Below are 25,287 nucleotides of genomic sequence, written 5' to 3' on the forward strand. Positions count from 1 at the left end.
TCAGTTCCCGGCGGCGTGCGCGGGCATCAGGTAGAGGTTCTGCGTGCCCATCCACGGTGAGTCGATGCGCCAGCTCACCAGGGCCGTCAGCGGCGGGGTGCGGCGGGTCGTCGCCAGGACCAGGTCCGGGCTGATCGGGGCGACGCTGTGGTCGAAGTTGTGGAAGTTGGCTTCGAGCAGGGCCCGGCCGAGTTCGCCGCTGCGGCGTTTCGTCTCGGTGATCGCCGGGTCGACCGCGCCGCGGTCGGAGAACTCGTCCACCAGCTCGCAGTCGCACGCGTAGGCGAGCGCGCCGACCTCGCCGGCCGTCTCGACCGTGCGGCCGTGGGCGATGGCCGCGAGTTCCTGGCCGATCTCGCGGTACTCCGTCGTCGACGCGTGGTTGCTGGTGATCGGCGCGAACTGCCGCGGGATCCCCGGCAGCACGTAAACCGCGACGCTGGCGGCGAGCACCGCGCCGGCGCCGGTCCACGCGGCCTGCTTCGCGCGCGCCGGGGCCGCCGTGACGCAGGCGGCCAGGAAGATCGTCGCGCCGATGATGCTCGGCGCGTAGTACCAGTGGTACGGCGGGACGCCGAGCCGGCTGTAGGCGAAGTAGTGCAGCGCGCCGGCGATGGCGAGCACGGCGAACGGCGTCAGGCGGCGGGCCGTCGCCGAGCCGCGGCGGAGCTGGACCAGCCAGGCCACGCCGGCCACGGCGCCGAGCAGCAGCGGCAGGAACGACAGCGAGGCCGCGCCCGGGAAGTTGCGCCAGTACAGAAGGGGGCCGTTGGTGAAGCTGAACGGGCCCCACGACTGCTGGGTGATCTTGATGACCAGCGTGTCCGGCACCGCCGAGCCGAGCACCAGCCAGCTGAACCCGAACCACGGCAGCGTCACCACGAGGGCGCCGAAGGCCGTCCGCCAGATGCCGTCCCAGAAGTCGCGGCGGGCGAGGAACACCACGGCCGCGATCAGCAGCAGGTCGATCCGGACGAGCGCGAGCAGCCCGATCACCAGCCCCAGCCGGCTGGGCAGGCGCTCCCCCGCGTAGACGAGCGCCCAGACGACGCCGGTCGCGCCGAGCGCCACCTCCAGGCCGACCGACGACAGCAGCAGCGGGTTGACCAGCAGCAGGCCGAACGTCAGCGGCGCGAACGACGGCGGCAGGCCGGTGCGGGCGGCCAGCCGGCGCAGGCCGAGCACAAGCCCCACCTGCGTGGCGACGAAAACGATCCCGGCGGCCAGCACGGCGTCGCGGACGACGAAGGTGACCGCGCCGAGGACCAGGACGTTCAGCGGGGACGTCGCGGTGTTCGCCGTGCCCTGCTCGATCAGGCCCCAGTGCGCGTGGAAGGCGAGGTTCTTGGCGTAGGACAGCGTGATGTACGTGTCGTCGATCAGGTGGCGGCTGACCAGGGCGAACACCACGGCGGAGGCCACCGCGGCACCCGCCGGGAGGACCCACGGACGGGTGACGGGCTCGGCCACCGGCAGCGCACCGGTGGCCTCACGGGGTTCTGCGGAGGCGCTTCGCATCACCAGCACCGTACCCTGCTTGTGATGCTTCCGTGATCTGACCGGTATCAAGTGACCCCAGAGCCGTCACTTTCGCCAGGAAAGCGACGGCTCTGGAGTGGGTCAAATTCCGGCGCCGGACCCGTTGGTGCCGTCGGGGTTGGTGTTGCCGGGGTTCGTGTTGCCGGAGTTGCCGCCGCCGCGGTTGCCGAAGCCGCCGCGGCCGTCCATGCCCTGGCCACCGGGGCCGTTGTACTGGCGGTGGATGCCCGGACGGCCGTCGCGGGGGCCGTGGTTCGTGGCCGCCGCGATCCCGCCGACGATGCCGCCGCCGATCAACAGCCCGAGCACGCCGACGGCCACCAGCTGGGTGGCGCGGTGCCCGACGAACCGGCGGAACCCACCCGGCTGCCGTGGGGCGGCCGCGGGAGCGCCCCAGGCGCCGTAGCCGGGAGCGCCGTAGGCCTGGCCGGGGCCGGGCTGGGAGAGCTGCGGGGTGGGCGGGGGCGCTTGGCCGTGCGCGGCGGTCTGGTCGGCAGCAGGTACGGCACCGGGCTGGCCCGGCGCGGCGGCGCCCGGCTGCTCGCCTGCCGCTTGCGCGGCGGACGGCTGCACGGCCGTGGGTTGCCCGGCGGCGGGCTGCGCGGTGGTCGGCACCGCAGTGGTCCGGTCGGCCGCCGAAGCGCCGCCCGGCTGGGCCGATGCGGCCGCAGGCTGAGCTGCGGTCGGCTGGTCGGCCGACGGTTGCCCGGCCGACGGCTGGGCCGTGGTCGGTTGCTCAGCCGCACCGGCCTGGGCCGTGGGCTGTTCGACGGTCGGTTGCTCCGCGCCCTCGTTCGGCGGGACCTGGTTCGGGTCGCGCGGCTGGTCGGTCATGGTCGCTCCTGTGGTCTACGGGGACGAGCGCGCTGCCCGCCCCCACCACCTCAGGGTGACCTCGTCAGCTGTGCTGAACCTGAAGCCAACCTGTCGATCCGCCATGAGAGCCGCGCGAAGGAGTCACAGGTAGAACGACAGGAACAGCGTGACCACCCAGGTCGCGCCGAGCACCTGGAGCACGCGGTCCTTGAGCGCGATCTCCTCGGGCTCGCCCGCGATGCCGCCGTCGACGTCCACCGCGTAACGCAGCACCGCCACCACGAACGGCACCATCGAGATCAGCGCCCAGACCGAGTTGTGCTCGCTCTGGCGGATCTCGAACGCCCACAGGCAGTACGACATGATCAGGATCGCTGCCGACGTCGCCCAGACGAACCGCAGGTAGCTGGCCGAGTACTTCTTCAGCGACGATCGGATCTTCGCCCCGGTGCGCTCGAACAGCATGATCTCCGCGTAGCGCTTGCCGGCGACCATGAACAGCGAACCGAACGCCGTGACCAGCAGGAACCACTGGGAAAGGGCCAGGCCGCCCGCGACACCGCCGGCGATCGAGCGCATCAGGAAACCCGAGCCGACGATGGCCAGGTCGACCACCGGCTGGTGCTTCAGGCCGAAGCAGTAACCGAGCTGGACGGCCTCGTAGACCCCCAGCACGACCGCCAGCTGCCAGCTGGCGAAGAACGACACGCCGAGACCGGCCAGGAAGAACACGACCGCCGACCCGTACGCGACGGGTACCGGCACGATCCCGGCCGCGATCGGCCGGTTCCGCTTGGTCGGGTGCGCCTTGTCGGCCTCGACGTCGACCGCGTCGTTGATGAGGTAGACCGAGCTCGCCACCAGGGAGAAGGCCACGAAGGCGACGATCGCGTCGAGCAGCAGGCCCGTGCGGTCGGTCGACTTCGAGAAGGCGAAGAACGGGGCCGCGAAGACCAGCACGTTCTTGACCCACTGGCGCGGCCGCGCCGTCTTGATGACGCCGCCGACGAGGCCGAACGGCCCACGTTCGGCGGTCGCCGTGGTCGTCTCCGAGGACACTTCAGTCACCGGGGTCTCCGGTGCCTCGGGAGTCACGGCCGCTTCGTCGCTGTCGCGCTGCTCGGTCGTCTCGCTCATGGGTTCTTCTTCAGCTTCCGTCGTATCAGACCACCGACGAGCCCCCCGAGGGCCGCACCGGCCAAGACGTCTGTCGGATAGTGAACGCCGAGTACGAGCCGCGAGGCGAGCATCGGCGGTACCAGGGCGGGCACCAGGTTACGCCCGGTCAATCCGGAGTAGAGCACCGCCGCCGCCGTAGTGGACGTCGCGTGCGACGACGGGAAGCTCAGCTTGCTGGGCGTACCGACCAGGACCTCGACGCTCGGGTGATCCGGTCGCGGCCGCCTGACCACGCGTTTCACCGCGATGGACGCGGCGTGGGCGCCGACGACGCCCGCCGACGCGACCAGCCAGTCCTTGCGCCGCTTCTTGTCGACCGCCGCACCGATCAGGCCGATGCTGAACCAGCCGATGGCGTGCTCGCCGAAGTGCGACATGCCGCGCGCGGCTTTCACCGAGATGTCACTCTTCAGAAAGCCCTGCGCCTTCGAGAGGACAGCGACCTCGCCCGCCGGGGCGCCCTTCTCAAGCATCGAGGGACCCGTCGAGCGGCGCGCCGTCCGTCAGGTGCGGGGCGATCTTGTTGTCGAACGCCGAGAGCGCCGAGCCGATCGCCATGTGCATGTCGAGGTACTTGTAGGTGCCGAGACGGCCGCCGAACAGCACGTTCTTCTCGCGCGCCTCGGTCTTCGCCAGCTCGCGGTAGGCCTCGAGCTTCTCGCGGTTCTCCGGCGTGTTGATCGGGTAGTACGGCTCGTCCTCTTCCTTCGCGAACCGCGAGTACTCCCGGAAGATGACCGTCTTGTCCTTCGGGTAGTCCCGCTCCGGGTGGAAGTGCCGGAACTCGATGATGCGGGTGTAGGGGACTTCCTGGTCGTTGTAGTTGACGACCGAGGTGCCCTGGAAGTCACCGGTCTCGGCGACCTCGGACTCGAAGTCGACGGTGCGCCAGGTGAACCGGCCCGCCGAGTAGCCGAAGTAGCGGTCCAGCGGCCCGGTGTAGACGGTCGGGGTGCCCGCCGGGATGTGCTCGCGGACGTCGAAGTAGTCGACGTTCAGCCGGATCTCGATGTTCTCGTGCTCGGCCATCTTTTCGAGCCACGCGGTGTACCCGTTGACGGGCAGGCCCTCGTAGGAGTCGTTGAAGTACCGGTTGTCGAAGTTGTACCGGACCGGCAGGCGCGTGATGATGTTCTCGCCCAGGTTCTTGGGGTCGTTCTCCCACTGCTTCGCGGTGTACCCGCGGATGAACGCCTCGTAGAGGGGACGGCCGACCAGCGAGATCGCCTTCTCCTCGAGGTTCTGCGCGGCGCCGGTCTCGAACTCCGACGACTGCTTCGCGATCAGCTCGCGGGCCTCGTCCGGGGTGTGGGACTTGCCGAAGAACTGGTTGATCAGGCCCAGGTTCATCGGGAACGAGTAGACCTGGTCCTTGACCCGCGCGAAGACGCGGTGCTGGTAGCCGGTGAACTCGGTGAACCGGTTCACGTACTCCCACACGCGCTTGTTCGACGTGTGGAACAGGTGCGCACCGTACTTGTGCACCTCGATGCCGGTCTCGGGCTCGGCCTCGGAGTAGGCGTTGCCGCCGATGTGGCTGCGCCGCTCGAGGATGAGGACCTTCTTGCCCAGCTCGGCCGCGGCCCGTTCGGCGACGGTCAAGCCGAAGAATCCGGACCCGACGATGACGAGGTCGTAGCCTGCGAAATCGGCTTCAGTAATCTTGGCGGGGTTCGTGTGCGCGCTCACGGGCGTCGAGGGTACGCAGTCCGCTGACCCGGCCCGCACCCGACTATCACAATTCGGCCCACGACACACCTGGAAAGCAGTGCCTGCACCCGAGGACTTCTGGAGCTACTTCGCCGCGGTGGCCACCTACGTGGCCGTGCTGGCGATCCCCGGCGGCGTCGTCGGGTGGGCCGCCGGCCTGCGCGGCTGGGCCCTCGCGGGGCTCGCGCCGCTGCTCAGCTACGCCATCACCGGCCTCGCCGGGCCGTGGCTGGCGATCGCCCACGTGCCGTACGGCCCGCTGAGCGTCGCCGCCTGCACCCTGCTGCTCGCCGCCGTGCTATACGGCCTGCGCCGGCTGGCCGTGGCGCGGGGGTGGATGACACCGGGCGCCGAGGAGCCGCGGGAGCCCTGGACGCGCCGGGCGCACCTGGCCGTCGCCGTCTGCGTCGGGATCGCGACGGCGGTGTCGATCGCCGTGGTGGTGTCCGGCCGCGGCGGCACGACCGCCGTCTTCCAGCGCTGGGACACCGTCTTCCACGCGAACGGCATCCGGTACATCGCCGAGACCGGTGACGGCTCGCTGAGCGGCATGGGCACGCTCAACTGGTACCCCGACGGCTCGTTCTACCCGAACGCCTACCACCTGGTCGGCGCCCTGGTCTACCAGCTGTCCGGGACGTCGATCCCGGTGACGCTCAACGCGGTCACGATGCCGATCGCCGGGCTGTTCGCCCTGGCCATGGTCGCCCTGGTGCGCCAGCTCGGCGGCCGCGCGGTGTTCGCGGGCTGCGCCGCGCTGGTCGCCGGCGGCGCCACGACCGGCGCGTACGAGTCGGTGTCGAGCGGCCTGCTGCCGTTCGCGCTGGGCATCGTCCTGACGCCGCTGGCCGCGGTCGCGCTGCAGCGGTTCGTGGTCCGGCCCGGCGTCGACACCGGCGCGGTGCTGGCGTTGAGCGCGGTGGGCCTGCTCGCCGCGCACTCGAGCGCGTTGTTCGGCGCGATCCTCTTCGCGTTGCCGCTGGTGGTGCAGCGCTGGTACCGGGCGCTGCGCGGCAGTCGCATCGACGGCGTCCCCGACGGCAAGGCCGCCTGGCGGGTCGTGGTCGGTGACGTGCTGAAGATGATCCCGGTGATGCTGGGGGCCGGCCTGCTGGCCGCGCCGCACATCCTGGGCGCGATCACCTTCACGTCCGGGTCGTACCCGTACCACCCGTGGGGCTCGCACATGCCGGTGTGGAAGGCCCTGGCGATGCTGGCGACGTTCAAGCAGGTGCTGCCGGTGCCGCAGATCTGGCTCACGGTGTTCCTGGCGCTCGGCGCGCTCACGCTGGTCGCGTTGCGGCGGATGCGCTGGGTGATGCTCTCGGCGCTGGGCCTGTCGGCGCTGTTCGTCGTCGTCGCGTGCTTCGGCGGCGAAGACTGGGTCATCTCGCTGTCGCGACCCTGGTGGAACGACCGGTTCCGGCTGATGGCGCTGGCCGCGATCCCGATGTGCCTGATCGCGGCGCACGGCATGAGCGAGGCCCAGCGGTGGCTGGCGAAGGTCGCGACCGGACGCGCCTGGGTGCGCGCGCGGCCGTGGCTGACCGGCCGGGTCGGGCTGGCGACGGCGGTGCTGATCGTGGTCGCGATGGGCGTGCTGACCGGCGGGTTCTACCGCGCGGCCAACGCCAAGACGGTCTCGCTGCTCTACTACAACGGCCTGCCCGGCGAGGTGGTCCCGCCGGTCAGCCAGGACGAGATCGACGCGATGGACCGCCTGGGCGAGCTCGGCATCCCGGGCGACCAGAAGGTGCTCAACGACCGCCTCGACGGCACGGCCTGGATGTACGCGCTGACCGGCGTGCACCCGGTGGCCGCCCACTACGACGCCGGCGCGGTGAACCCCGACGCCGTCTACCTGGCGATGCACTTCCGCGACTACGACACCGACCCCCGGGTCCGCGCCGTGACGCGGGCGCTGAACGTGCACTACGTGCTGGTCGGCAGCGGCACCATCCGCCGGGACACGCCGATCGCGCCGGGCCTGCAGAAGCTGGACGGGCTGGACTTCGTGAGCGTCGTCTACCGGAACCCGGGCGCGGTCATCTACCGCATCGTCAAATAGACCTGGATCTTCGAATGGACAAGGCCCTCGTGGCCGCGGCGCCCCGTGCCGCGGCCACGAGGGCCTCCCGTCCCCCAACCACCCCCGGGGTGATCCTTGACGTCTGCTGTGAAGGACGCCTCAGGGACGGCAATCGGTTTCCCGGCTACGCAGATGTCACCCGTTCGGCCTAGCGTGCAGCTCCGGCAGGACATCCTTCGCCACCTGTTCCAGCACCGACTCGTGCCCCTCGTACGGCGACGACGAGCGCGGCCAGTGCGAGATGACGTCGGTGAAGCCCAGCTCGCCCGCGCGGCCCACGGCGTCGCGGAACGCCTCCACGCTGCTCAGTGAGAACACCGGGCACGCGTCCAGGCTGAGGTGACGCTGGATGCCCGCCCGCTCGCGGCCGACGGCGTCGAGCCGCTGGTCGAAGACCTCGGTCAATTCCCTGATACCGCGCCACCAGTCGTCGACGGTCTCGCCGCCCTTGCCGGTGGTCACCCAGCCCGCGCCGAAGCGGGCCGCGAGCGTCATCGTGCGCGGGCCGTTCGCCGCGACCACGAACGGCAGCCGCGGCCGCTGGACCGTGCCTGGCAGGTTCCGCGCGCCACGGGCCTTGTAGTACTCGCCGTCGAAGTCGAACTTGTCGGTCATCAGCAGCCCGTCGAGCGACTCGACGAACTCGGTGAAGCGGTCGGCGCGCTGCTTCGCCGTCAGCTCCGGCGCGTCGAGCACCTCGCCGTCGTAGTGGCGGTGGTCGACGCCCGCGCCGACGCCGAGGACGAACCGGCCGTCCGAGACGTCGTCGAGGGTGGTCAGCTCCCGCGTGAACGGCACGGGGTGCCGCGCGACCGGCGAGGCCACGAACGTGCCGAGCCGGATACGGGACGTCACCATCGCCGCCGCGGTCAGGGTGGGGACCGCGGAGAACCACGGGCCGTCGACCAGGTTGCGCCAGCCCAGGTGGTCGTACGTCCAGGCGTGGTCGAAGCCGTATTCCTCGGCGGCCCGCCACTTCGGCTCGGCCGCCCACCAACGATCTTCCGGAAGAATCACGATGCCTACTCGCACACTGCGGGACCGTATCGGCAAGCACCGACAATCGCACGGACGGGCGGGGCCCCACCCGAACGTGTCAGGGACAATGGCGGGGTGGAGAGACCCCTTCTGATCGCGTCCGACGTCGACGGCACCCTGCTCGGCCCCTCCGAATCCCTCAGCGCCCGCACCATCGCGACCGTCCGCCGGGTGGTCGAGGCGGGTGTGCCGTTCGTGCTGGCCAGCGGCCGGCCGCCACGCTGGATCGCGCCGATCGCGAAGCCGCTCGAGCTGACCGGGTACGCGGTGTGCGCCAACGGCGCCGTTCTCTACGACTGCGGCGCCGAAGAGATCCTCGAGGTCCACGGCCTGCTCGAGCCGGCACTGCTGCACGACATCGCCAGCGCGCTGGACAAGGCGCTGCCGGGCTGCCGGCTGGCCTCGGAGCGCGTCGCGACCGGTCCGGTCGACCACGACATGCGCAACTTCGTGATCGAGCCGGACTACCACAACCCGTGGGGCGACAACGAGGGCCGCACCGGGCCGCGGGCCGAGGTGCTCGGGCACCCGGCGATCAAGCTGCTGGTCAGCCACCGCGGCATGACGTCCGAGGAGATGGCCGAAGCCGTCGACGCGCTGTTCGGCCGCGAGGTCGACGCCACCTACTCGTCGTCGGGCGGGCTGGTCGAGATCGCCGCGCACGGGATCACCAAGGCGACCGGCCTGGCCGATGTCGCCGCGCGCTTCGAGGTCCCGGCCGACCGGGTGATCGCCTTCGGCGACATGCCCAACGACGTCGAGATGCTCAGCTGGGCCGGCCACGGCGTGGCGATGGCGAACGGCCACCAGCAGGTGCTCGACGTCGCCGACGAGGTCACCGGACCGGCCGGGGACGACGGCGTCGCGCAGGTGCTCGAGCGCTGGTTCTGAGGCGTCAGGAGCGGCGGTCGAGCTCGACCGCTTCCTCCGGGGTGGGGGCGGTCCCGCCCAGGTGGGCGGGCAGCCACCAGCGTTCCTCGTCGGACGCGGGCTGGTCCGGGTACTCGGCCTGGGCGCGGTCGACGAGCGCGCTCATCCGGTCGCGCAGCTCCTTCGTCACGACGTCCCAGTCGTCGCCCTTCGCCGGGTGCATCGGCTCGCCGACGAGGATCGAGATCGGCACGTGCCGACGGGTCAGGTCCTTCGGACGGCCCTTCGTCCAGAGCCGCTGGGTGCCCCACAGCGCCATCGGCACGACCGGGACGCCCGCCGCCGCGGCCATCCGGACGGCGCCCGACTTGATCTCCTTGACGGTGAACGACCGGCTGATCGTCGCTTCCGGGAAAACGCCGACGACCTCGCCGTCCTTCAGCTTCTGGAGGGCCTCGCGGTAGGACGCGATGCCCGCGGCGCGGTCGACGGGGATGTGGTGCATCCCGCGCATCAGCGGCCCGGCGATCTTGTTGTCGAAGATCTCCTGCTTCGCCATGAAGCGCGTCAGCCGCTTCGCCGAGCGCCCGGCGAGGCCGCAGAAGATGAAGTCCAGGTAGCTCACGTGGTTGCACGCGATGACCGCGCCGCTGGTGCGCGGGATGTGCTCCGCGCCCTCGATCCGGATGCGGTTGTCGAGTACCCGGAACATGGTCCGGGCCGCCGCGATCACGGGCGGGTACACGAAGTCAGCCATCCCGCCAGGTTACGGGACCGTAGGTTACGGGCGGCTGTACAGCGGGGAAGAACACAAACCGGTCGAACCTCACACCGGCCGAACGGCGTCCCGCCGGACGGGAACCGCGAGCACCAGGGCCACCAGCAGGGCGAACAGCGCGACGGACTGGTGCTTGACGCCTTCGATGCCGTCGCCGAGCGCCGCCATGCCGAACTGCGTCGCCGAGACCGTGAACAGGAACGCCAGTACGACCCCCAGCGCGGTCCGGCGCTGCCACCACGCCCTGGCCAGCACCAGCAGCCAGAGCGGCACCAGCGCGAACAGCCCGAGCGGCGCGATCAGCCCGGTCAGCGACGACACCACGGGCACCCGGTACTCCTGCGCGTGCGGCGCGAAGCCGGCCGACTGGTCGAAGCTGCCGAGGTAGTCCGGCCGCGCGGTGAGCTGGTCGGTCGCGGCGCGGTCCAGCACCTCGAGCGTCCGCCCGGGGTGGCTCGCGAAGTAGCCGATGACGTTGGCCCGGTCCATCCGGTCGCGGTAGCGCGGGTAGAGCGGGTCGATCCGCACCGGGTGCGGGTGCCACCAGCCGTTGCCCGCGTACTGCGCGAACGACGGCGGCAGGCCGAGCGCCGCGAGGTCGGCCTGGGTGTCGTGCTTGCCGTCGACGATGTTCAGGAAGATCGAGTTGACCATGTTGATCTCGCGCGAGTCGTCGCCGGGCAGCTCGGCGAGCGTGCCTTCGGGTGTGACGGCGGGCTGGACGCTCTGCTGCGCGTACAGCGTGACGGCCCCGAGCGCGCCGATGACCAGCACGGCCGCCGCCCATCGGCGGGCCCCGCGCAGCGTGCCCGGCCGGACCAGCACGATCGCGAGCACCAGCAGCGGCAGGATGGTCAGCGTCTGGACCTTGGCGTTGACGGCCAGGACACCACCGGCGAACGTCACGGCCATGCCGACGTAGCTCCAGCGGCCTTCGCGCGCGGTGAGCAGCAGGCCTCCGGCGATCAGCAGCAGCCCGAGGAAGGCCGCGCCTTCACCGAGCACCGCCGCGAAGTACCCGAAGAACGCCGAATCGGCGACGACCAGCAGCAGCCCGGCCGCCACCGCCAGCCGCGCTCGGCGGCCGTACGGCAGGCCGAGCACGATCGCGGCGATGGCCGCAGCCGCGATCAGGCTGCTCAGCAGGCCCAGGACGACCAGACTCAGCGTGGTGGGGAAACCGAAGACCCCGGCGAGCCGGACGGCCAGGTCGGCGAGCCAGCTCTGCGTCAGCAGGTAGGTGGGCTGACACGGCGGCGCACCGGGCGGGGCGCTGTAGGCGAGGTGGATGAACGGCTCGGGCCCGCCGTGCCAGGTGATGCCGGCGCCGCACAGCACTCGCAGGCCGTCACCGTTGTTGGACATCGCGATCGGGCGCGGCACCAGGAACCGCACCACGAACAGGCCGAACGCCGCCACGAAGATCCCGATCCCGAGCGCGGCGTCGGTGTTCAGCCGCTGCTTCGGGACGTCGAGTTTCACGTGGGACAGGGTACGTAGCGGAAGTCCGGGTCCTGGTCGAGGTCGTCGACCACGGACTTCGCCTGCTCGGTCCGCGGGTAGACGGCGACCCAGTACGGCGTGCCGACGCGGCGGAAGGTGGCGACCTCGTACTGGCCCGCGTAGACCGGGTCGATGGTGCAGCGCTGGCTGTCCGCGTAACCGCTGTCGGCCGGGACGGCGACGGTCGGGCGGCGGCCGTTGACGACGTAGTCGTAGTCGGTGGCGAACCCGCCGTCGTGGCGCCCGTCGTGGGCGATGTGCTCGTCGGTGCGGCCGAGGACGTCGACGATGAGCAGCTGGCCACCGCGGGCGGACAGGGCGCCCGGCGCGGCGGCGCTGACCACCGAACCCGGCGGCAGGTACGTGCCGAGCCAGCCGCCGATCTCGGTGAGCTGGGTGCCGTAGGTGTGCCAGTCGCGCACGCGGCCGAGCATGTCGGGGCTGAACACCGAGACGAGCACGGCGATCCCGGCCAGGCCGCAGGCGGTCACCGGGACCAGCCGGGTACCGGTGGGCCAGGCACGCGGGCGCGGCGACGGCTTCACCTCGACGTCCGCCGTCAGCACGCCGTACGCCGCGACGGACCCGACGGCGAGCAGGGGCGGCACCGCGGCCAGCAGCCGCCACGACGGGCCCGCGTCGCCGCCCGACACCACGGCGGCGGCCGCGAGCCCGGCCGCCATGGCGAACAGCAGCCAGATCAGGGCGCGGGATTCGAGCGCGGCGCCCGCCGCGCGGCGCAGCAGCAGCGCGACGGCGGCGACCAGCCCGAGCAGCAGGAAACCCTGGTGCGCCAAGGCGAACCCGGACAGGTACGGCCAGCCGCCGGCGACCTGCGCGCCGAACGGGCCGCCGAGCTTGGCGGCCACCGGGGCGGGCAGGTAGTGCTGGTAGAAGGTCAGCCGCCAGGCCAGCCGCGGAATCAGGAACACCAGCGCGCCCAGTGTGTAGCCCGCGGGGGCCCACCAGGTGTGCTGCTTCTTCACGGCGGCGCCGGCCAGCCACAGGCCGCCCAGCACCCCGACCACCAGGCCTTCCGGGCTGGTCATCACGGCGAACGCGACGAGCACCCCGGCCACGACCGGGCGGCGCGCGGCGAGCGAGTAGCAGACGGCGAGGACGAGGAGCACGAACAGCGGCACCTCGGAGCCCGACGCCCCGTAGACGGCCAGCCCGCCGGCGGCCGCGGTGAGCACCGCGGCGGCGATGCCGATCGCCGGCCGCGGCTCGGTTTCCGCCGGCGCGGCGGCGGCAACAATCCGGTTCGCGAGGAAGTAGGAAAGCAACACGCAACCGAGGGCCGAGAGAATCCCGAACACGATGGCGGTCGATTGCACGTCGGCGCCGAATGCGGCACGCGGAAGGGCGATCAGCACCAACCAGAAGAAGTTCGTATATCCCTCGACGCGTTCACCGGGGTTGAAGACCGGGCCGTTGCCGTCGGCGATGTTCATCGCGTACCGGAACGAAACGAGCGCGTCTTCGGTGACGGTTGCGAACAGCAGTTGGTGAAGCAGCGAAAGGCCGAGTGTGAGCGCGAGCACAACACCGCGCCAGCCGCGATCGGTGCCCAGGCGACCCCAGGTCAGCACCACGATCGCGGCGAGCACCAGCCACGCGATCACGAGCGCGTAAACCACCCGGCCCCCTCACTTCGCCACCCCAGCCGGCCCCGCCAGGTTATCGGTCATCGGGTGGCGAACCACGGGTCAATATAACCCGATCGGGTGGCTCTTCCGACGGTTGAAGTGACGCCCCCGGAATTACCGGCAAAAGGCCTGCTCAGAGCCTTGGCCCGAACTGCCGGTCCGGCCGTTGTCGGCTTAGTCTCCAGCGTGCTCTCCGTCGCCGTCGCCATTGTCGTCATCGCCGTACCGGGTCTCCTGACCGGTTTCGCGGCGGGGCTGCGCGGCTGGGTCCTCGCCGGGCTGACGCCGTTGCTGAGCTACGCCATCGGCGGCCTGACCGGACCGTGGACCGCCGCGGTCGGCTGGTCGTTCACGCCGCTGACCTACGCGCTGTCGACCGTCGTGTTCGCGGCGATCGCCTTCGGTGTCCGGAAGCTGACGGTCCGCCGCTGGGCGCCGGAGCCCGAACCGGGGCTGTGGGCGCGGCGCGGCCACCTCGCGGTGGTGGCGTGCCTGCTGTTCGCGGCGGCGGTCGGCGGCTACGCGACCGTGCTCGGCCTCGGCCACCTCGGCGCGCTGCCGCAGGGGTTCGACGCGGTGTACCACGGGAACGCCGTCCGCTACATCGCCGACACCGGCGACGGCAGCCTCTTCGGCACCGGCCACGTGAACTGGTACGGCGACGCGCCGCCGGTGTTCTACCCCAACGCCTACCACCTGCTGGCGGCCGTGACGTACCGGCTGAGCGGGGCGTCGATCCCGGAGACGCTGGACGCGAACACTCTCCTGCTGCCGGGCCTGCTCGCGTTGTCGCTGGTGACGCTGGTGCGCGAGTTCCGCGGCCGCGCGGTGCTGGCCGGCGCGGTCGCGCTGACGGCGGTGGCGCCGGTGATAGGCGTCTACGAGTCGATGGACCGCGGGCCGCTGCTGCCGTTCGCGCTGGGACTGACGCTGACGCCGCTGGGCGCGGTGGCGCTGCGGCGGTACCTGGAGCGCGCCGCGCCCGACACCGGGCTGGTGCTGGTGCTGGCCGCGGTCGGCCTGCTGTGCGTCCACTCGTCGACGTTGTTCGGTGGCGTCCTGTTCGCCGGCCCGCTGCTGGTCCAGCGCTGGCTCGGCGGGTGGCGACGGATCGGCCGTGACCTGCTGGCTCTGCTGCCGATCGCGGTGGTGTCGCTGCTGGTGGCGTGGCTGCAGCTGTTCGGGGCGCTCGGCCTGGCCAACAGCGCGGTGCCGTACTACGGCTGGCCGAGTGAGTGGCGCGCGTCGACGGCGCTGGGGGCGCTGCTCGGGTTCCAGCACCAGGAGGCGCACCCGCAGATCTGGCTGTCGGTGGCCCTGTTCCTGGGGATCGTGTTCTTCGCGCGGGCGGGCGCGCTGCGCTGGATCGGCCTGACGGCGGCGGTGACGGGCCTGGCGTACATGGCCGTGGCGTCGTCGAACGCGCCGATCGTGATGGCGCTGTCGAGGCCGTGGTGGGACGACCCGTACCGGTTCTTCGCGATGGCGGCGATCCCGCTTTGTGTCCTGACGGCCCACGGCCTGGCGTCGACGCAGGCCTGGCTGTGCTCTCGTGTTCCCCGGCTACCGGCGGTGGCCGTCGCGGTGGTGGTGCTGCTGGGGTTCGTGCTGCTGTCGAACGGCCTGTATTTCCGGTCGAACGGCGCCCGCGTGTCCGCCGGCTACCAGGCGGCGGACCCGTCGAAGCTGCGGGTGACACCGGGCGAGACGGCGGCGATGGAGGAACTCGGCAAGCTGGCGAAGCCGGGCGAGTGGGCGATGAACGACCGTTTCGACGGCACGGCGTGGACGTACGCGCTGTCGGGCGTCCGCACGGTGGCCGGCCACTTCGACGAGACCTTCCCGCCCTCGGACGCGATCCTGCTGGCGAACCGCTTCCGCGACTACGAGACGGACGCCTCGGTGCGCGCGGCGGTGCAGCGGCTGAACGTGCACTGGGTGATCTTGGGCAAGCCGTCGACGGAGCCGGGCAAGCCCTACCAGCCGGGGTTGATCGGGCTGGCCGGGGCGCCCTTCCTGCGGGAGGCGTGGCACAACTCGGACTCGGTGATTTATCGACTCCAGCCCTGAAGTTGTCCACATGTGCGCAGCGCCTGTGGACAACTTGGGTACAAGCCTGTGGGCAGTTGCCCGATCGGGCGGGAAACGGGGTGGAATGCTGTGACAGCCCCGGAAAGCGCGTGAACGTCACCGTGACGAAAGGCCTGGAAAACGGCCCTCGGAGCGGCCGAAGCGGACTAGTTGTCCACAGGCCAAGAAGGAAATCGGCAGGTCAGGCGGGAGTCGCCGTGGGGCGGCGTACCGAGCGGGCTGCCAGGGCCGCGCCCCCTGCGGTGAGGAGGTCGGCGACCGTGAACATCACCCGGGAGGCCACCGCGAACGCCGTGGCCTGGCCGACCGTCAGGCCGCTCGCCGTCAGGACCGCCACCTGGGCCACCTCGCGGACGCCGACGCCGCTGGGGAGGATGAACGCGAACGTGCCCACGGTCATCGCCACCGCCATCGCGCCGACGCAGAGCACGAAGCCGCTGAAGCCGGGGGTGCCGACCGAGTTCGCCAGGAGCCACAGGTGGATGCCCTGCAGGCACCAGGCCGCGGTCGAGGCGCCGAAGACCTTGCCGACGACCTTCCAGGTCAGCGGGTGCGCCAGGGGCGGACGGCGCAGGATCTTCAGGACCAGCGACGTGCCCCACGTCAGGATCTTCGGGTGCAGCATCGCCAGGCCGACCGGGATCAGCACGAACAGCCACAGCGCGCGCGGGCTGTTGCTGAACACCGCCGGGGCCGCCAGCAGCGACACGACCAGCGCCGACACCACGCCGACGCCGAGCTGGATCAGGGAGCCCGTGAAGATCCGGGCGCGGGCCAGGCCCGCCTTGCGGCCCAGCTCCATCTGCAGCAGGTACGCCCAGACCGAGCCGGGCACGTACTTGCCGAGTGAGCCGACCAGGCAGATCTGCGCGCCGCGGGCGTAACCGATCGGCTTGCCCAGGTCGTCGACCATCACCTGCCAGCCCCAGGTGGACACCATGATCGCCGCGACCAGCGCGACCAGGCTCAGCAGCGACGACTGCCACGCCACGTCGTGCAGGGTCCGCCAGAACTCGCCCCAGTTCGACGCGAGCTGCTTCGCCGCGAAGCCGATGACCAGCAGGATCGCGACCCACCTGACGACGTCGAGGATCTTCGCCTTGGCAGACTTCGGCTGCTTTTTGGCAGCCGGCGTCTCCCACTCCGGCGACTCCAGTGTCGTCATCGACGCATCTCCTCAGGCCTGGACGGTGACCAGGCGGCTGAACTCGGCCAGCAGATCGTAACCGTCCCAGACCGCCGAGAACGTCAGGGCGGAGCCGAACGGCACGATCCGGTCGACTCCGCGACCGGCCAGTTCGTACGCGAACGCCGTGAGCTCTTCCGTGGTAAAGCCGAACTGGCCGACCGTCTGGTCCTTCCGGAGCACGATCGGGACCAAATCGGACAGAGAGTCGACCTGGGCGTTCGCGAACGTGCCGGCACCGAGCCACTCGCGCGGCATGATCGCCGCGTCGGTCAGCTCCAAAGTGGCCAGGCCGTTGCCCTCGAACGCGATCTCCTTGACCAGCCCGTCGACCGCCGCGCCGTACGCCGACACGCGCTTCTGGACCGCCATCGCGGGCTCGGTGACGTGCTGTTTCGCCACCAGCACCTCGGCGAGCAGGGTGCGGAACTCCTGGCCCGCGACGCGCGCGCCGTCGGCGTCGCCGACCCAGAACACCGCGCGCGGGGACGAGCAGGCGGCCTGGTCGAACCAGTACGAGTCGTTGTAGAAGCCCTCGGCGGCCGTGCGGCACTCCGCTTCGGACGCTCGCTGCCAGCCGGCCACCGAGGCGACGGCGAACGACGAGCGGTCCGGGAACGTCAGGTCACGCGCGTGCGGCGCGAGCGGGTACTTGCGCAGGGCCGCGACGGAACCGTCGCCGCCCCAGATGACGCGCAGGTCGGCGGCCAGCGACAGGGCGCCACTCACCTCGTCGCTGCGGTCGTAAGTGACCATCCGCTGGGTGGCGGTAATCGCCGCCGCAGTGTCGGCGTCCACTTCGGACAGTGCGGCGTTCAGCGCCTCGAGCACCGCTTCCGCAGCACCGGCCGAGCGCGACGAGACCCGCACGACGTTGTGGTTGCCCGCCAGCGCGGACAGCGCCCAGGAGTAGACGAAGATCGTGTCGACGTTCGCCGGCGGCACGTGGAACACGAGCCCGCGCGGGAACCGCAGCGCGCCACCCGTGGTGTCCAAAGTGGACAAAGCCTTGGCGATCTCCCCCTTGCGCAGGAAGAAACCGAGGGACGCCAGCTCCGGGAACCGGCGCGCGGTGGCCGGGGCCAGCAGCTTGCGCGCGAACTTCGTGATGAACTCGACGACCCGCGGGTCACCGACACGCAGCCGGCCGCCCGGCGGCGACGCACGCAGCTCGGAAACCAGGTCGCCGACCGAAACCGCGTCCGACAAAGGAAAACGCTGGGTAAGGGTGCTCACGCCGCCGCTCCCGAGAAGGTGTCGGAGCAGCCGCGGGCCTCGGCCTTCGGCAGCCGCCCGAGCACGGAGAAGTGCTTGCCCGGCCAGTCGCCGTCGTCGATCCCGTTGTACACACCGAGGTCTTCGGTGAGCAGCACGTGCCCGGGGTAGGACCGCGGCAGCGTCGAGACGACCTCGATCACGCCCGGCTCCCCCACCGGCTGCTCTTCCCACGTCTCCGGGTTGCGGATCACGACGTCGGCGAAGTCCGGGCAGTACAGCGAATTCCCGGACGGGCCTTCGAGGAACACGGTGCCGATCTGCTCGATCATCCCGTAGTAGTTGTGGATCCGGGTGAGCCCGGTGTCTTCCTTGAACCGCCGCCGGAACTCGGTGTTGTCCACCGCGCGGTCGATCAGCTTCTTCCAGCCACCGGAGTGGACCAGGATGCCGTTGGACAGGTCGAGCTTGTGCTCCCGGGCGACCTCGTAGAGGTACTGCCAGACCATGAACGTGAAGCCGAAGATCAGGAACGGCTTGCCGCCGTACTCGGCCAGGAACTTCTTGACGGCCTCGACGTCCGGCTTGTCGTTCTCGTCGAGCACGTACGTGTGCTTGCGGCCGAAGTTCGCCATGCCCAGCACGCCCGCGCCGCGCGCGGAGAACGAGCGGCGGTTCTTGATGATGCCGATGGTGTCGACCATCAGCATCGGCAGCCGCTCACCGCCGAGGACCTCCTGCAGGGTCGCGCCGAGCTGCTTGGTCTGCGCGCCCGCCGCCTCCTTGTCCAGGTAGATCCGCGACGCGCCGGCGCCGGTGGTGCCCGACGACGTGAGGGTCTTGAAGACCTCACTGTCCGGGATCGACATCAGGTCGTGCGTCTTGAACATCCGCACGGGCAGCCACGGCAGGTCGGCGATCGACGCGAACTCAGCGGACGGCGCGATTCCGAGCGACGACAGGATCCGTTCGTAGCCCTCGGAGTTCGCCCGGTGGTGGGACGTCAGAGAAGCGAGCTCGGGCAGCAGCAACTTCTCCCGGTCGGCCTGCGACCGAGTGAACACGCTCATACCTTCGCCTCCAATGACCGGTAGTCGATCTTGCCGCTGGCCAGCAGCGGCACGGTGTCGATCGGGCGCACGTCGAACCCGCTCGTGTGCAGGTGCAGCCGCTCGGACAGCGCCTTCGACGCGTCCTTGCAGATGTCCTTGTCCACGCCCTCGGCGAACAGCACCACCTTGTCGCCGGCGGGCACGGCCGCCACCACGTCGATCCCGACCGCCGCGGTGCGCACGGCCTGCTCGAGATCGTCGAGACTGACGCGGTTGCCGAACACCTTGCCGATGCGCTTGAGCCGCCCGGTGATGAACAGGAAGCCGTCCTGGTCGAGGTACCCGAGGTCACCGGTGGCGAGCACACCGCCGTATTCGTCGCCCTTGGCCAGGCCGGACTCGTCGTCCGCGTAACCCAGCATCACATTGGGCCCACGGTAGACGACCTCACCGACAATTTTCGGGTGCGTCGTCTCCGACCCGTCGTCACGGCGGACGGCGAACGAGCCGCCCGGCAGCGCCGGCCCGGCGGAACCGAGCTTTTCGGCCAGCCGTTCGGCGGGCACCGTCGTCATCCGCGGCGCGGCCTCGGTCTGGCCGTACATGACGTACATCCGGCCGCCGACGGCGATCATCTTGGTGTTGAACTCGGCGATCAGCTCGTCGCGCAGCTTCCCGCCGGCCTGCGTCAGCGTGCGCAGCGTCGGGTACTTCGCGGGGTCGAACTTGAGCCGCCGCAGCATTTCGTAGTGGTACGGGACGCCCGAGAGGGACGTCACGCCGTAGGTGTTCACGGCGTCCCAGAAACCGCGCCCGAGCACGCCGGACGGCTCGATCACGACGGTCGCGTCGCGCACCAGGTGCGAGTTCAGCACCGACAGGCCGTAGCTGTAGTGCAGCGGCAGGCAGGTGGGCGCGACCTCGTCGGAGTCGATGTGCAGCACCTGCGCGATGGCGTCGGCGTTGGAGAGGATCGCCTGGCGGGAAAGCCGGACGAGCTTCGGGTTGCCGGTGGACCCGCTGGTCGGGAGCAACACGGCCAGGTCGGGATGCGGGGTGACACCCTCGGCACTCGAGCGGATCCAGTCGTCGCCGCGGGTCGTGTAACCCGCAGGCGCGTCGCCCGAAGCGGACAGCACGGCGGCCGGCCGGAAGCGTTCGACCAGCCCGGCCAGCACGTCGACGTCCAGTGCCGGGTCGATCAGCGCGATCGCCCGCCGCGTCTCGAACGCGCCGAGGTAGGTCAGCACGCTCGGCAGGTCCACCGACATCCGCGCGAACACCACGCCGACCGGCAGCGAAGCCAGCTCTTCCATCCTGCGGCCGACCTCGGCCGACAGTTCCGCCCCCGCCAGCGTGCGGCCCCCGGCCACATCGACCAGCCGGGCTCCCGCACCCAACAGCGTCACAACACCAAGCCTCCGTCGACGCCCAGCACCTGGCCGGTGATGAAGGACGCTTCATCACTCACCAGGAACCGGATCGCGTTCGCCACGTCCTCCGCCCGGCCGAGCCGCCCGAGCGGCGTCTTGCCGGCGTTTTCGGCCTTCGCGTCCTCGCTCAGGCCCGCGGTCAGGTCGGTCTCGATCACGCCGGGCGCGACCGCGTTGACCCGGATCCCGGACCGGCCGAGCTCCTTCGCCGCCGAGCGCGCGATGTTCGCCACCGCCGCCTTCGACGCCGCGTACACCGTCTGGCCGGCGCTGCCGTACTCACCGACGATCGAGGCGAGCACCACGATCGAGCCGGTCTTCTTCCGCATCATCGCCCGCGCCGCGGCCTGCACGGTGTGCAGCGTGCCGGCGACGTTCGTGCTCAGCGTCGTGTCGACGAGCTCCTCGCGGATCATCCCGAGGAGCGCGTCCTCCATGATCCCGGCGTTCGCCACGACGATGTCGAGCCTGCCGTGCTCCTTCGCGACGCCCCTGACCAGCGAAGACACCGCCTTCGCGTCGGTGACGTCCAGCGCCAGACCGGCCGCGGCGCCGGCCGCCGTAGCTGCCTCCTTGGCGCGAGCCTCGTCGCGGCCGGTGAGCACCACCGTCGCCCCCGCCTCGGCGAGCGCGCGGACGGTGGCCAGGCCGATCCCCCGCGTCCCGCCCGTGACGAGCGCGACACGACCGGAGAGATCAGTCATTCTTCGCCTGCAGCTCGGTGACCATGTCCACGGCGACCTTGAAGCTCGACATGTCGATGACCTGGTCGGTGTCGAACTCGACGTCGAACTCGTCCTCGATGGCCGCGACCAGCGCCATGTGGCCGACCGAGTCCCACGCCTCGAGGTCGCGGTACTTCAGGTTCTCGACGTCCACGCCGGGCTCGAGGTCCAGCGCCTCGACGAAGACCTCGCGCAGCTTGGGGGCAACCGACATAGCCATGACTCCTAGTGTTCCTCGCGCGGGCGGGCGTCCCACGCCTTGACCAAGGTAGAGAGGTCGCCGGGCAGTGTGTTGTCCGGGAGGCTTCCCTTGCCCTTCAGCCACGGCCCGAGCGCTTCGATGGTCTCCTCGTCGACACCGCGGCGGGACAGGCCCACCACGTTGACGCCGGTGACCCGCGCCGGGTTGCCGACGGCGATGGTGAACGCGCCCACCTCGCGGCGCACCGCCGAGGCCATCCCGACCATCGCGCCGGGGCCGACCACGACCTTCTGGTGCAGCACCGCGCCCATGCCGAGGTTCGCGCCGTCCCAGATGTGGCAGTGGCCGCCGGTCACGACGTTGGACGCGATCGTCACGGCGTCGCCGACCAGGCAGTCGTGCGCGATGTGGGAGCCGCGCAGGTAGTAGCCGTCGCTGCCCATCGTCGTGGTCCGCCAGGTGCCCTGGTGGACGCTCACGTACTCGCGGATCCGGTTGCGGCTGCCGATGACGACGCCGTGGCCGTCGTGATCCGGGTCACCGGTCGGCGCCTCGTCCCAGGCGGCCGGGTGAGCGCGGTGACGGTCCTCACCGGGCGTGCCGATCGTCACGTGCGGGCCGATCCAGTTGCCGTCCCCGATCCGCGCCGGCCCGACGACGACCGTGAACGGCCCGATCACGTTGTCCTCGCCGAGTTCGACGCCTTCGCCGATGACGGCGGTCGGGTGGATGCGGTTGGCCACGGGTCGGGTGTCCGTTCGTCGGCGGCTGGGTACTGGGCGTGCTACCGCGCCCGGTAACGTGTGGCCCGCGTTCATGCAGGGCGGCCGGGCGCAGAACCGGCGGCTCACTGTACCGGACGCGCTCAAATCGCCTGCCGAGAGAGACTGCCCATGATCCCCATCACCGTGGTCGACGTCCGCGACGCGGAGGACCTCGTCGTCGAGGTCCTGCGTTCCGGCGCCATCGCACAGGGACCGATGGTCAAGCGCTTCGAAGACGCCTTCGCGGCGGTCTCCGGGACGAAGCACGCGATCGCGGTCAACAACGGGACGACCGCGCTGGTCGCCTCGCTCCAGGTCCTCGACCTGAAGCCGGGCGACGAGGTCGTGACGTCGCCGTTCACCTTCGTCGCGACGCTGAACGCGATCCTCGAAGCCGGCGCGACCGTCCGCTTCGCCGACATCCGGCGCGACGACTTCGCGATCGACCCAGAGTGCGCTGCCGCCGTCGTTACCGAGCGCACCAAGGTGCTCATGCCGGTGCACCTCTACGGCCAGACCGCGGACATGGGCAAGCTCACACCGCTCGCCGCCGAGCACGGGCTGAAGGTGATCGAGGACTCGGCGCAGGCCGTCGGCGCGTCGTTCGAGGGCAAGCAGGCCGGCTCGTTCGGCATCGGCTGCTTCTCGCTGTACGCGACGAAGAACATCACCACCGCCGAGGGCGGCGTCATCACGACGGACGACGACGCGCTGGCCGACAAGCTGCGTGTGCTGCGCAACCAGGGCATGCGCGCCCGCTACCAGTATGAGGTCGCCGGCCACAACTACCGGATGACCGACCTGCACGCCGCCGTCGGCATCCCGCAGCTGGAGAAGCTCGACCAGCTGACCGCCGCCCGCCAGGCGAACGCGAAGCGGCTCTCGGAGGGCCTCGCGGGCACGCCGGGCCTCGACATCCCGCAGGTGCTGCCGGGCCGCGAGCACGTGTGGCACCAGTACACCGTGCTGGTCGGGCCACACGCGTTCCTCTCGCGTGACGAGCTGGCCGCGGCGCTGACCGAGCGCGGCATCGGCAACGGCATCTACTACCCCAAGATCGTCTTCGACTACGACTGCTACCGGGGCCACGACCTGATCCCGGGCGCGCGCGTCGAGGACTTCCCGGTCGCGAAGGCCGTTTCGGAGCAGGCCCTGTCGCTGCCGGTGCACCCGCACCTGACCGAGTCCGACCTGGACACCATCATCGAAACCGTTCGCGAGGTACTGGGCGCATGACGCATCGGATCGCTCTTGTCGGGACCGGGAACATGGGTTCCCTGCACGCCCGCGTGCTCGCCGCCAACGAACGCGTCGACCTGGTCCGCGTGATCGATCCGCGCGAAGAAGCCGGCAAGGCCGTCGCCGAGCGGTACGAAACCCAGTGGACGCCGGAGATCGGCTCACTGTCCGATGTGGACGCGGTGGTGCTCGCCTCGGCCACCGAGGTGCACTACGACCTGGCGCAGGAGATCCTCGGCCAGGGCAAGCCGATGCTGGTCGAAAAGCCGGTCTGCAACAGCTACGAGAAGTCGCAGGAAATCGTTGCCCTGTCGAAGAAGCAGGGTGTCGCGCTGATGTGCGGGCTGCTCGAGCGCTACAACCCGGCGGTCATGACCGCGCGGGCGCTGGTGCAGGAGCCGATCCACCTGATGGCCCGCCGCCACGGCCCGTACGCGCCGCGCATCAAGACCGGCGTCGCGTGGGACCTGCTGGTGCACGACGTCGACCTGGCGATCCAGTTCTTCGGCGGCGCCGCGCCGGCGCGCGTGACGTCCGGCGCCGGGTACTTCCACCCGTCGTCGGTCGAGGGCGCCGAGGACGCCATCGAGACGGTGCTGTCGTTCCCGACCGGCCTGGCGACGGTGTCCGCGTCCCGCTTGGGGCAGAAGAAGGTCCGCTCGCTCGTGGTGTCCGAACTGGACCGGCTGATCGAGATCGACCTGCTGCGCCGCGACGTCACCATCTACCGGCACGTCTCGCACGACTCCGTCACCCCGGACGGCCTCGGCTACCGCCAGCAGACGGTCATCGAGATCCCGGAGCTGGTCACCGCCCGGGAGCCGCTGGCCACCCAGCTGGACCGCTTCTGCGACCTGCTGGAGGGCAAGGTCGACGCCGACACCGAGCGCGACCTGATCCTGCCTTCGCACCACGTCGTCGAGCAGGTGCTCACCCAGGCCGCCGCCTGACCGCGGAACCGGCTCGCTACTTGGTGAGCCGGTTCCCGTTCTTGTCGTAGGCGATCAGCGGGGTCAAGGACGCCGAGTCCGGGACGTCGGCGGGGTTGAACCAGAAGATGACCACATTCGGGTCCTCGGTCCAGTTCACCAGGTTCGCCTCCGCGGTCTTGCCGTGCACCGTCGTCGTGATCCTGGTGGCCTGGCCGACGAAGTAGCCGAACACCGGGATGACCTGGTCCTGCAGGACTTCGCCGCCGTCGGTGGCATGGAAGCCGAAGGAGCGGTCGGAGCCGCGGAACTCGTTGGTGGCCAGCACCGGTTCCAGGTTCCCGCCCTTGCGGAAGCCGGCGACCAGGCCGAAGTGGATGCCCGGCAGGATCTGCGGCTCGTCGACCGTCTTGGCGAAGATCACGATCTCCCCGGCCGCGGTGCTGATCCCGGTGCCGACGACGTCGCCCAGCGGCTTGGGCGGAGGCGAGCTGTCAGACGCCGGAGGCGGGACCGACGACGCCGAGGACAAGGGCGCCGGCGGTTGCGCGACCGGTGCGGAGGACGGCTGGCGCCACTGGACGGCGAACGCGACCACCAGGACGACGACGACCGCGGCGGCGAGCCCGCCGGTGGTCGTCAGGACCCGGCGGCGGCGCCGGATGCGGGTGCCGTCGGCCATGATCCTGGTCAGGTCCGGCTCGGCGAAGGGCTCGCTGGGCGGCTGCCGGAGCGCGGCGCGGAAGTCGTCGAGGTCGTTCATCGCCCGCTCCCTCCGATCAGCGTGTCTTCGGTGTCCGCTTCGATCCGCAGCTTGGCCAGGGCCCGCGAATTCGTGCTCTTCACGGTACCCAGCGAAACGCCGAGTTCGCGCGCTACGTCGGCTTCGGGCAGGTCGAAGAAGTGCCGCAGCACGACGACGGCGCGTTCGCGGTCGGTCAGCGTCTTGAGCACCGACGTGAGCCATTCCCGCTGGGTGACGGCCTGGTCGACGTCGACGCGGTCCGGCCCCTCGGGCATCGTCTCGGTCGCGTATTCGCGGATCGGGCGGCGCCAGCCGTCGATGACGTGGTTCATCAGCACGGTCCGGGCGTACCCGTAGGCGTCCTTGTGGCGGACCCGCGACCAAGCCGCGTAGGTGCGCGTGAAAGCGGTCTGCGCGGCGTCTTCGGCCTGGTGCCGGTCACCGGTGAGCAGGAACGCGGCGTGCGTGAGCCGGGCCGAGGACGCGCGCACGAAGTCCGCGAACTCGTCGTCACCGCGCGCCATGCGTCTCCCCT

At 70.7% G+C, this 25,287-nt stretch carries 23 protein-coding genes; 5 read left to right on the forward strand and 18 right to left on the reverse strand.

Going from position 1 to position 25,287, the window contains the following annotated elements; all coding sequences use genetic code 11:
* The 5 genes from ACIOD2_RS20050 to glf all read right to left on the reverse strand — a co-directional run bounded on the left by ACIOD2_RS20050 (position 1) and on the right by glf (position 5,223).
* Complete coding sequence (locus ACIOD2_RS20050) at positions 1-1,518, reverse strand: glycosyltransferase family 87 protein (protein ID WP_400539902.1); 1,518 nt, start codon at positions 1,516-1,518, stop codon at positions 1-3.
* Between the two features lie 102 nt (positions 1,519-1,620).
* Complete coding sequence (locus ACIOD2_RS20055; protein WP_400539904.1) at positions 1,621-2,373, reverse strand: hypothetical protein; 753 nt, start codon at positions 2,371-2,373, stop codon at positions 1,621-1,623.
* 123 nt (positions 2,374-2,496) lie between these two features.
* Entirely contained in the window at positions 2,497-3,492 is a 996-nt protein-coding gene (locus ACIOD2_RS20060) for a decaprenyl-phosphate phosphoribosyltransferase (RefSeq protein WP_400539906.1), read from the reverse strand.
* Complete coding sequence (locus ACIOD2_RS20065; protein WP_323337767.1) at positions 3,489-4,007, reverse strand: phosphatase PAP2 family protein; 519 nt, start codon at positions 4,005-4,007, stop codon at positions 3,489-3,491. The genes ACIOD2_RS20060 and ACIOD2_RS20065 overlap by 4 nt, the downstream gene beginning before the upstream one ends.
* Positions 4,000-5,223: a UDP-galactopyranose mutase gene (gene glf / locus ACIOD2_RS20070; RefSeq protein WP_400539908.1), complete on the reverse strand. Its 1,224-nt coding sequence runs from the start codon at positions 5,221-5,223 to the stop codon at positions 4,000-4,002. Before glf ends, ACIOD2_RS20065 begins: the two co-directional genes overlap by 8 nt.
* A gap of 79 nt (positions 5,224-5,302) precedes the next feature.
* Here glf and ACIOD2_RS20075 point away from each other — a divergent pair, with 79 nt between their 5' ends.
* Entirely contained in the window at positions 5,303-7,312 is a 2,010-nt protein-coding gene (locus ACIOD2_RS20075) for a DUF6541 family protein (RefSeq protein ID WP_400539910.1), read from the forward strand.
* Positions 7,313-7,468: 156 nt separating this feature from the next.
* Here ACIOD2_RS20075 and ACIOD2_RS20080 read toward each other — a convergent pair whose 3' ends face one another.
* The gene (locus ACIOD2_RS20080) at positions 7,469-8,365 is read right to left on the reverse strand and encodes an LLM class flavin-dependent oxidoreductase (protein ID WP_400539912.1); all 897 of its coding nucleotides are present in this window, start codon (positions 8,363-8,365) and stop codon (positions 7,469-7,471) included.
* A gap of 96 nt (positions 8,366-8,461) precedes the next feature.
* Between ACIOD2_RS20080 and ACIOD2_RS20085 the strand changes: the two genes are divergently transcribed.
* The gene (locus tag ACIOD2_RS20085) at positions 8,462-9,262 is read left to right on the forward strand and encodes an HAD family hydrolase (protein WP_400540426.1); all 801 of its coding nucleotides are present in this window, start codon (positions 8,462-8,464) and stop codon (positions 9,260-9,262) included.
* 4 nt (positions 9,263-9,266) lie between these two features.
* On the opposite strand, the gene ACIOD2_RS20090 is transcribed toward ACIOD2_RS20085, so the two are convergent.
* From ACIOD2_RS20090 to ACIOD2_RS20100, 3 genes are all read right to left on the reverse strand, one after another.
* A complete protein-coding gene (locus ACIOD2_RS20090) occupies positions 9,267-9,998 on the reverse strand; it encodes a lysophospholipid acyltransferase family protein (RefSeq protein WP_400539914.1) in 732 nt (243 codons plus the stop codon).
* 69 nt (positions 9,999-10,067) lie between these two features.
* Positions 10,068-11,501 carry a hypothetical protein gene (locus ACIOD2_RS20095; RefSeq protein WP_400539916.1) on the reverse strand — a complete coding sequence of 478 codons (1,434 nt, stop codon included), beginning with the start codon at positions 11,499-11,501 and terminating at the stop codon, positions 10,068-10,070.
* A complete protein-coding gene (locus tag ACIOD2_RS20100) occupies positions 11,498-13,162 on the reverse strand; it encodes a hypothetical protein (RefSeq protein ID WP_400539918.1) in 1,665 nt (554 codons plus the stop codon). Before ACIOD2_RS20100 ends, ACIOD2_RS20095 begins: the two co-directional genes overlap by 4 nt.
* Before the next feature lie 195 nt (positions 13,163-13,357).
* On the opposite strand from ACIOD2_RS20100, the gene ACIOD2_RS20105 reads away from it, so the two are divergent.
* Positions 13,358-15,241: a DUF6541 family protein gene (locus tag ACIOD2_RS20105; RefSeq protein ID WP_400539920.1), complete on the forward strand. Its 1,884-nt coding sequence runs from the start codon at positions 13,358-13,360 to the stop codon at positions 15,239-15,241.
* A gap of 202 nt (positions 15,242-15,443) precedes the next feature.
* On the opposite strand, the gene ACIOD2_RS20110 is transcribed toward ACIOD2_RS20105, so the two are convergent.
* The 7 genes from ACIOD2_RS20110 to ACIOD2_RS20140 are packed head-to-tail and all read right to left on the reverse strand — an operon-like array spanning position 15,444 to position 21,818.
* On the reverse strand, positions 15,444-16,427 hold the full coding sequence (locus tag ACIOD2_RS20110; RefSeq protein ID WP_400539922.1) for a lysylphosphatidylglycerol synthase transmembrane domain-containing protein: 984 nt from the start codon (positions 16,425-16,427) through the stop codon (positions 15,444-15,446).
* 12 nt (positions 16,428-16,439) lie between these two features.
* Positions 16,440-17,684, reverse strand: a complete 1,245-nt coding sequence (locus ACIOD2_RS20115) for an acyl-CoA reductase (protein ID WP_400539924.1) — start codon at positions 17,682-17,684, stop codon at positions 16,440-16,442.
* Positions 17,681-18,733: an acyl-protein synthetase gene (locus ACIOD2_RS20120; protein WP_400539926.1), complete on the reverse strand. Its 1,053-nt coding sequence runs from the start codon at positions 18,731-18,733 to the stop codon at positions 17,681-17,683. The genes ACIOD2_RS20115 and ACIOD2_RS20120 overlap by 4 nt, the downstream gene beginning before the upstream one ends.
* Positions 18,730-20,124 (reverse strand): AMP-binding protein, encoded by a 1,395-nt coding sequence (locus tag ACIOD2_RS20125; protein ID WP_400539928.1) that lies wholly within the window; start codon positions 20,122-20,124, stop codon positions 18,730-18,732. The genes ACIOD2_RS20120 and ACIOD2_RS20125 overlap by 4 nt, the downstream gene beginning before the upstream one ends.
* A complete protein-coding gene (locus ACIOD2_RS20130; RefSeq protein WP_400539930.1) occupies positions 20,121-20,852 on the reverse strand; it encodes an SDR family NAD(P)-dependent oxidoreductase in 732 nt (243 codons plus the stop codon). Before ACIOD2_RS20130 ends, ACIOD2_RS20125 begins: the two co-directional genes overlap by 4 nt.
* Complete coding sequence (locus tag ACIOD2_RS20135) at positions 20,845-21,087, reverse strand: acyl carrier protein (protein ID WP_400540428.1); 243 nt, start codon at positions 21,085-21,087, stop codon at positions 20,845-20,847. Before ACIOD2_RS20135 ends, ACIOD2_RS20130 begins: the two co-directional genes overlap by 8 nt.
* A gap of 11 nt (positions 21,088-21,098) precedes the next feature.
* Positions 21,099-21,818: a UDP-N-acetylglucosamine acyltransferase gene (locus ACIOD2_RS20140; RefSeq protein WP_400539932.1), complete on the reverse strand. Its 720-nt coding sequence runs from the start codon at positions 21,816-21,818 to the stop codon at positions 21,099-21,101.
* Between the two features lie 150 nt (positions 21,819-21,968).
* Here ACIOD2_RS20140 and ACIOD2_RS20145 point away from each other — a divergent pair, with 150 nt between their 5' ends.
* The gene (locus tag ACIOD2_RS20145; RefSeq protein ID WP_400539934.1) at positions 21,969-23,075 is read left to right on the forward strand and encodes a DegT/DnrJ/EryC1/StrS family aminotransferase; all 1,107 of its coding nucleotides are present in this window, start codon (positions 21,969-21,971) and stop codon (positions 23,073-23,075) included.
* On the forward strand, positions 23,072-24,028 hold the full coding sequence (locus ACIOD2_RS20150) for a Gfo/Idh/MocA family protein (RefSeq protein ID WP_400539936.1): 957 nt from the start codon (positions 23,072-23,074) through the stop codon (positions 24,026-24,028). The genes ACIOD2_RS20145 and ACIOD2_RS20150 overlap by 4 nt, the downstream gene beginning before the upstream one ends.
* A 16-nt stretch (positions 24,029-24,044) precedes the next feature.
* On the opposite strand, the gene ACIOD2_RS20155 is transcribed toward ACIOD2_RS20150, so the two are convergent.
* Positions 24,045-24,770 (reverse strand): hypothetical protein, encoded by a 726-nt coding sequence (locus ACIOD2_RS20155; protein ID WP_400539938.1) that lies wholly within the window; start codon positions 24,768-24,770, stop codon positions 24,045-24,047.
* Entirely contained in the window at positions 24,767-25,276 is a 510-nt protein-coding gene (locus ACIOD2_RS20160) for a SigE family RNA polymerase sigma factor (RefSeq protein ID WP_400539940.1), read from the reverse strand. The genes ACIOD2_RS20155 and ACIOD2_RS20160 overlap by 4 nt, the downstream gene beginning before the upstream one ends.
* Positions 25,277-25,287: the final 11 nt, after the last annotated feature.

The organism is Amycolatopsis sp. NPDC088138, from assembly GCF_044741685.1.
Taxonomy (GTDB): domain Bacteria; phylum Actinomycetota; class Actinomycetes; order Mycobacteriales; family Pseudonocardiaceae; genus Amycolatopsis.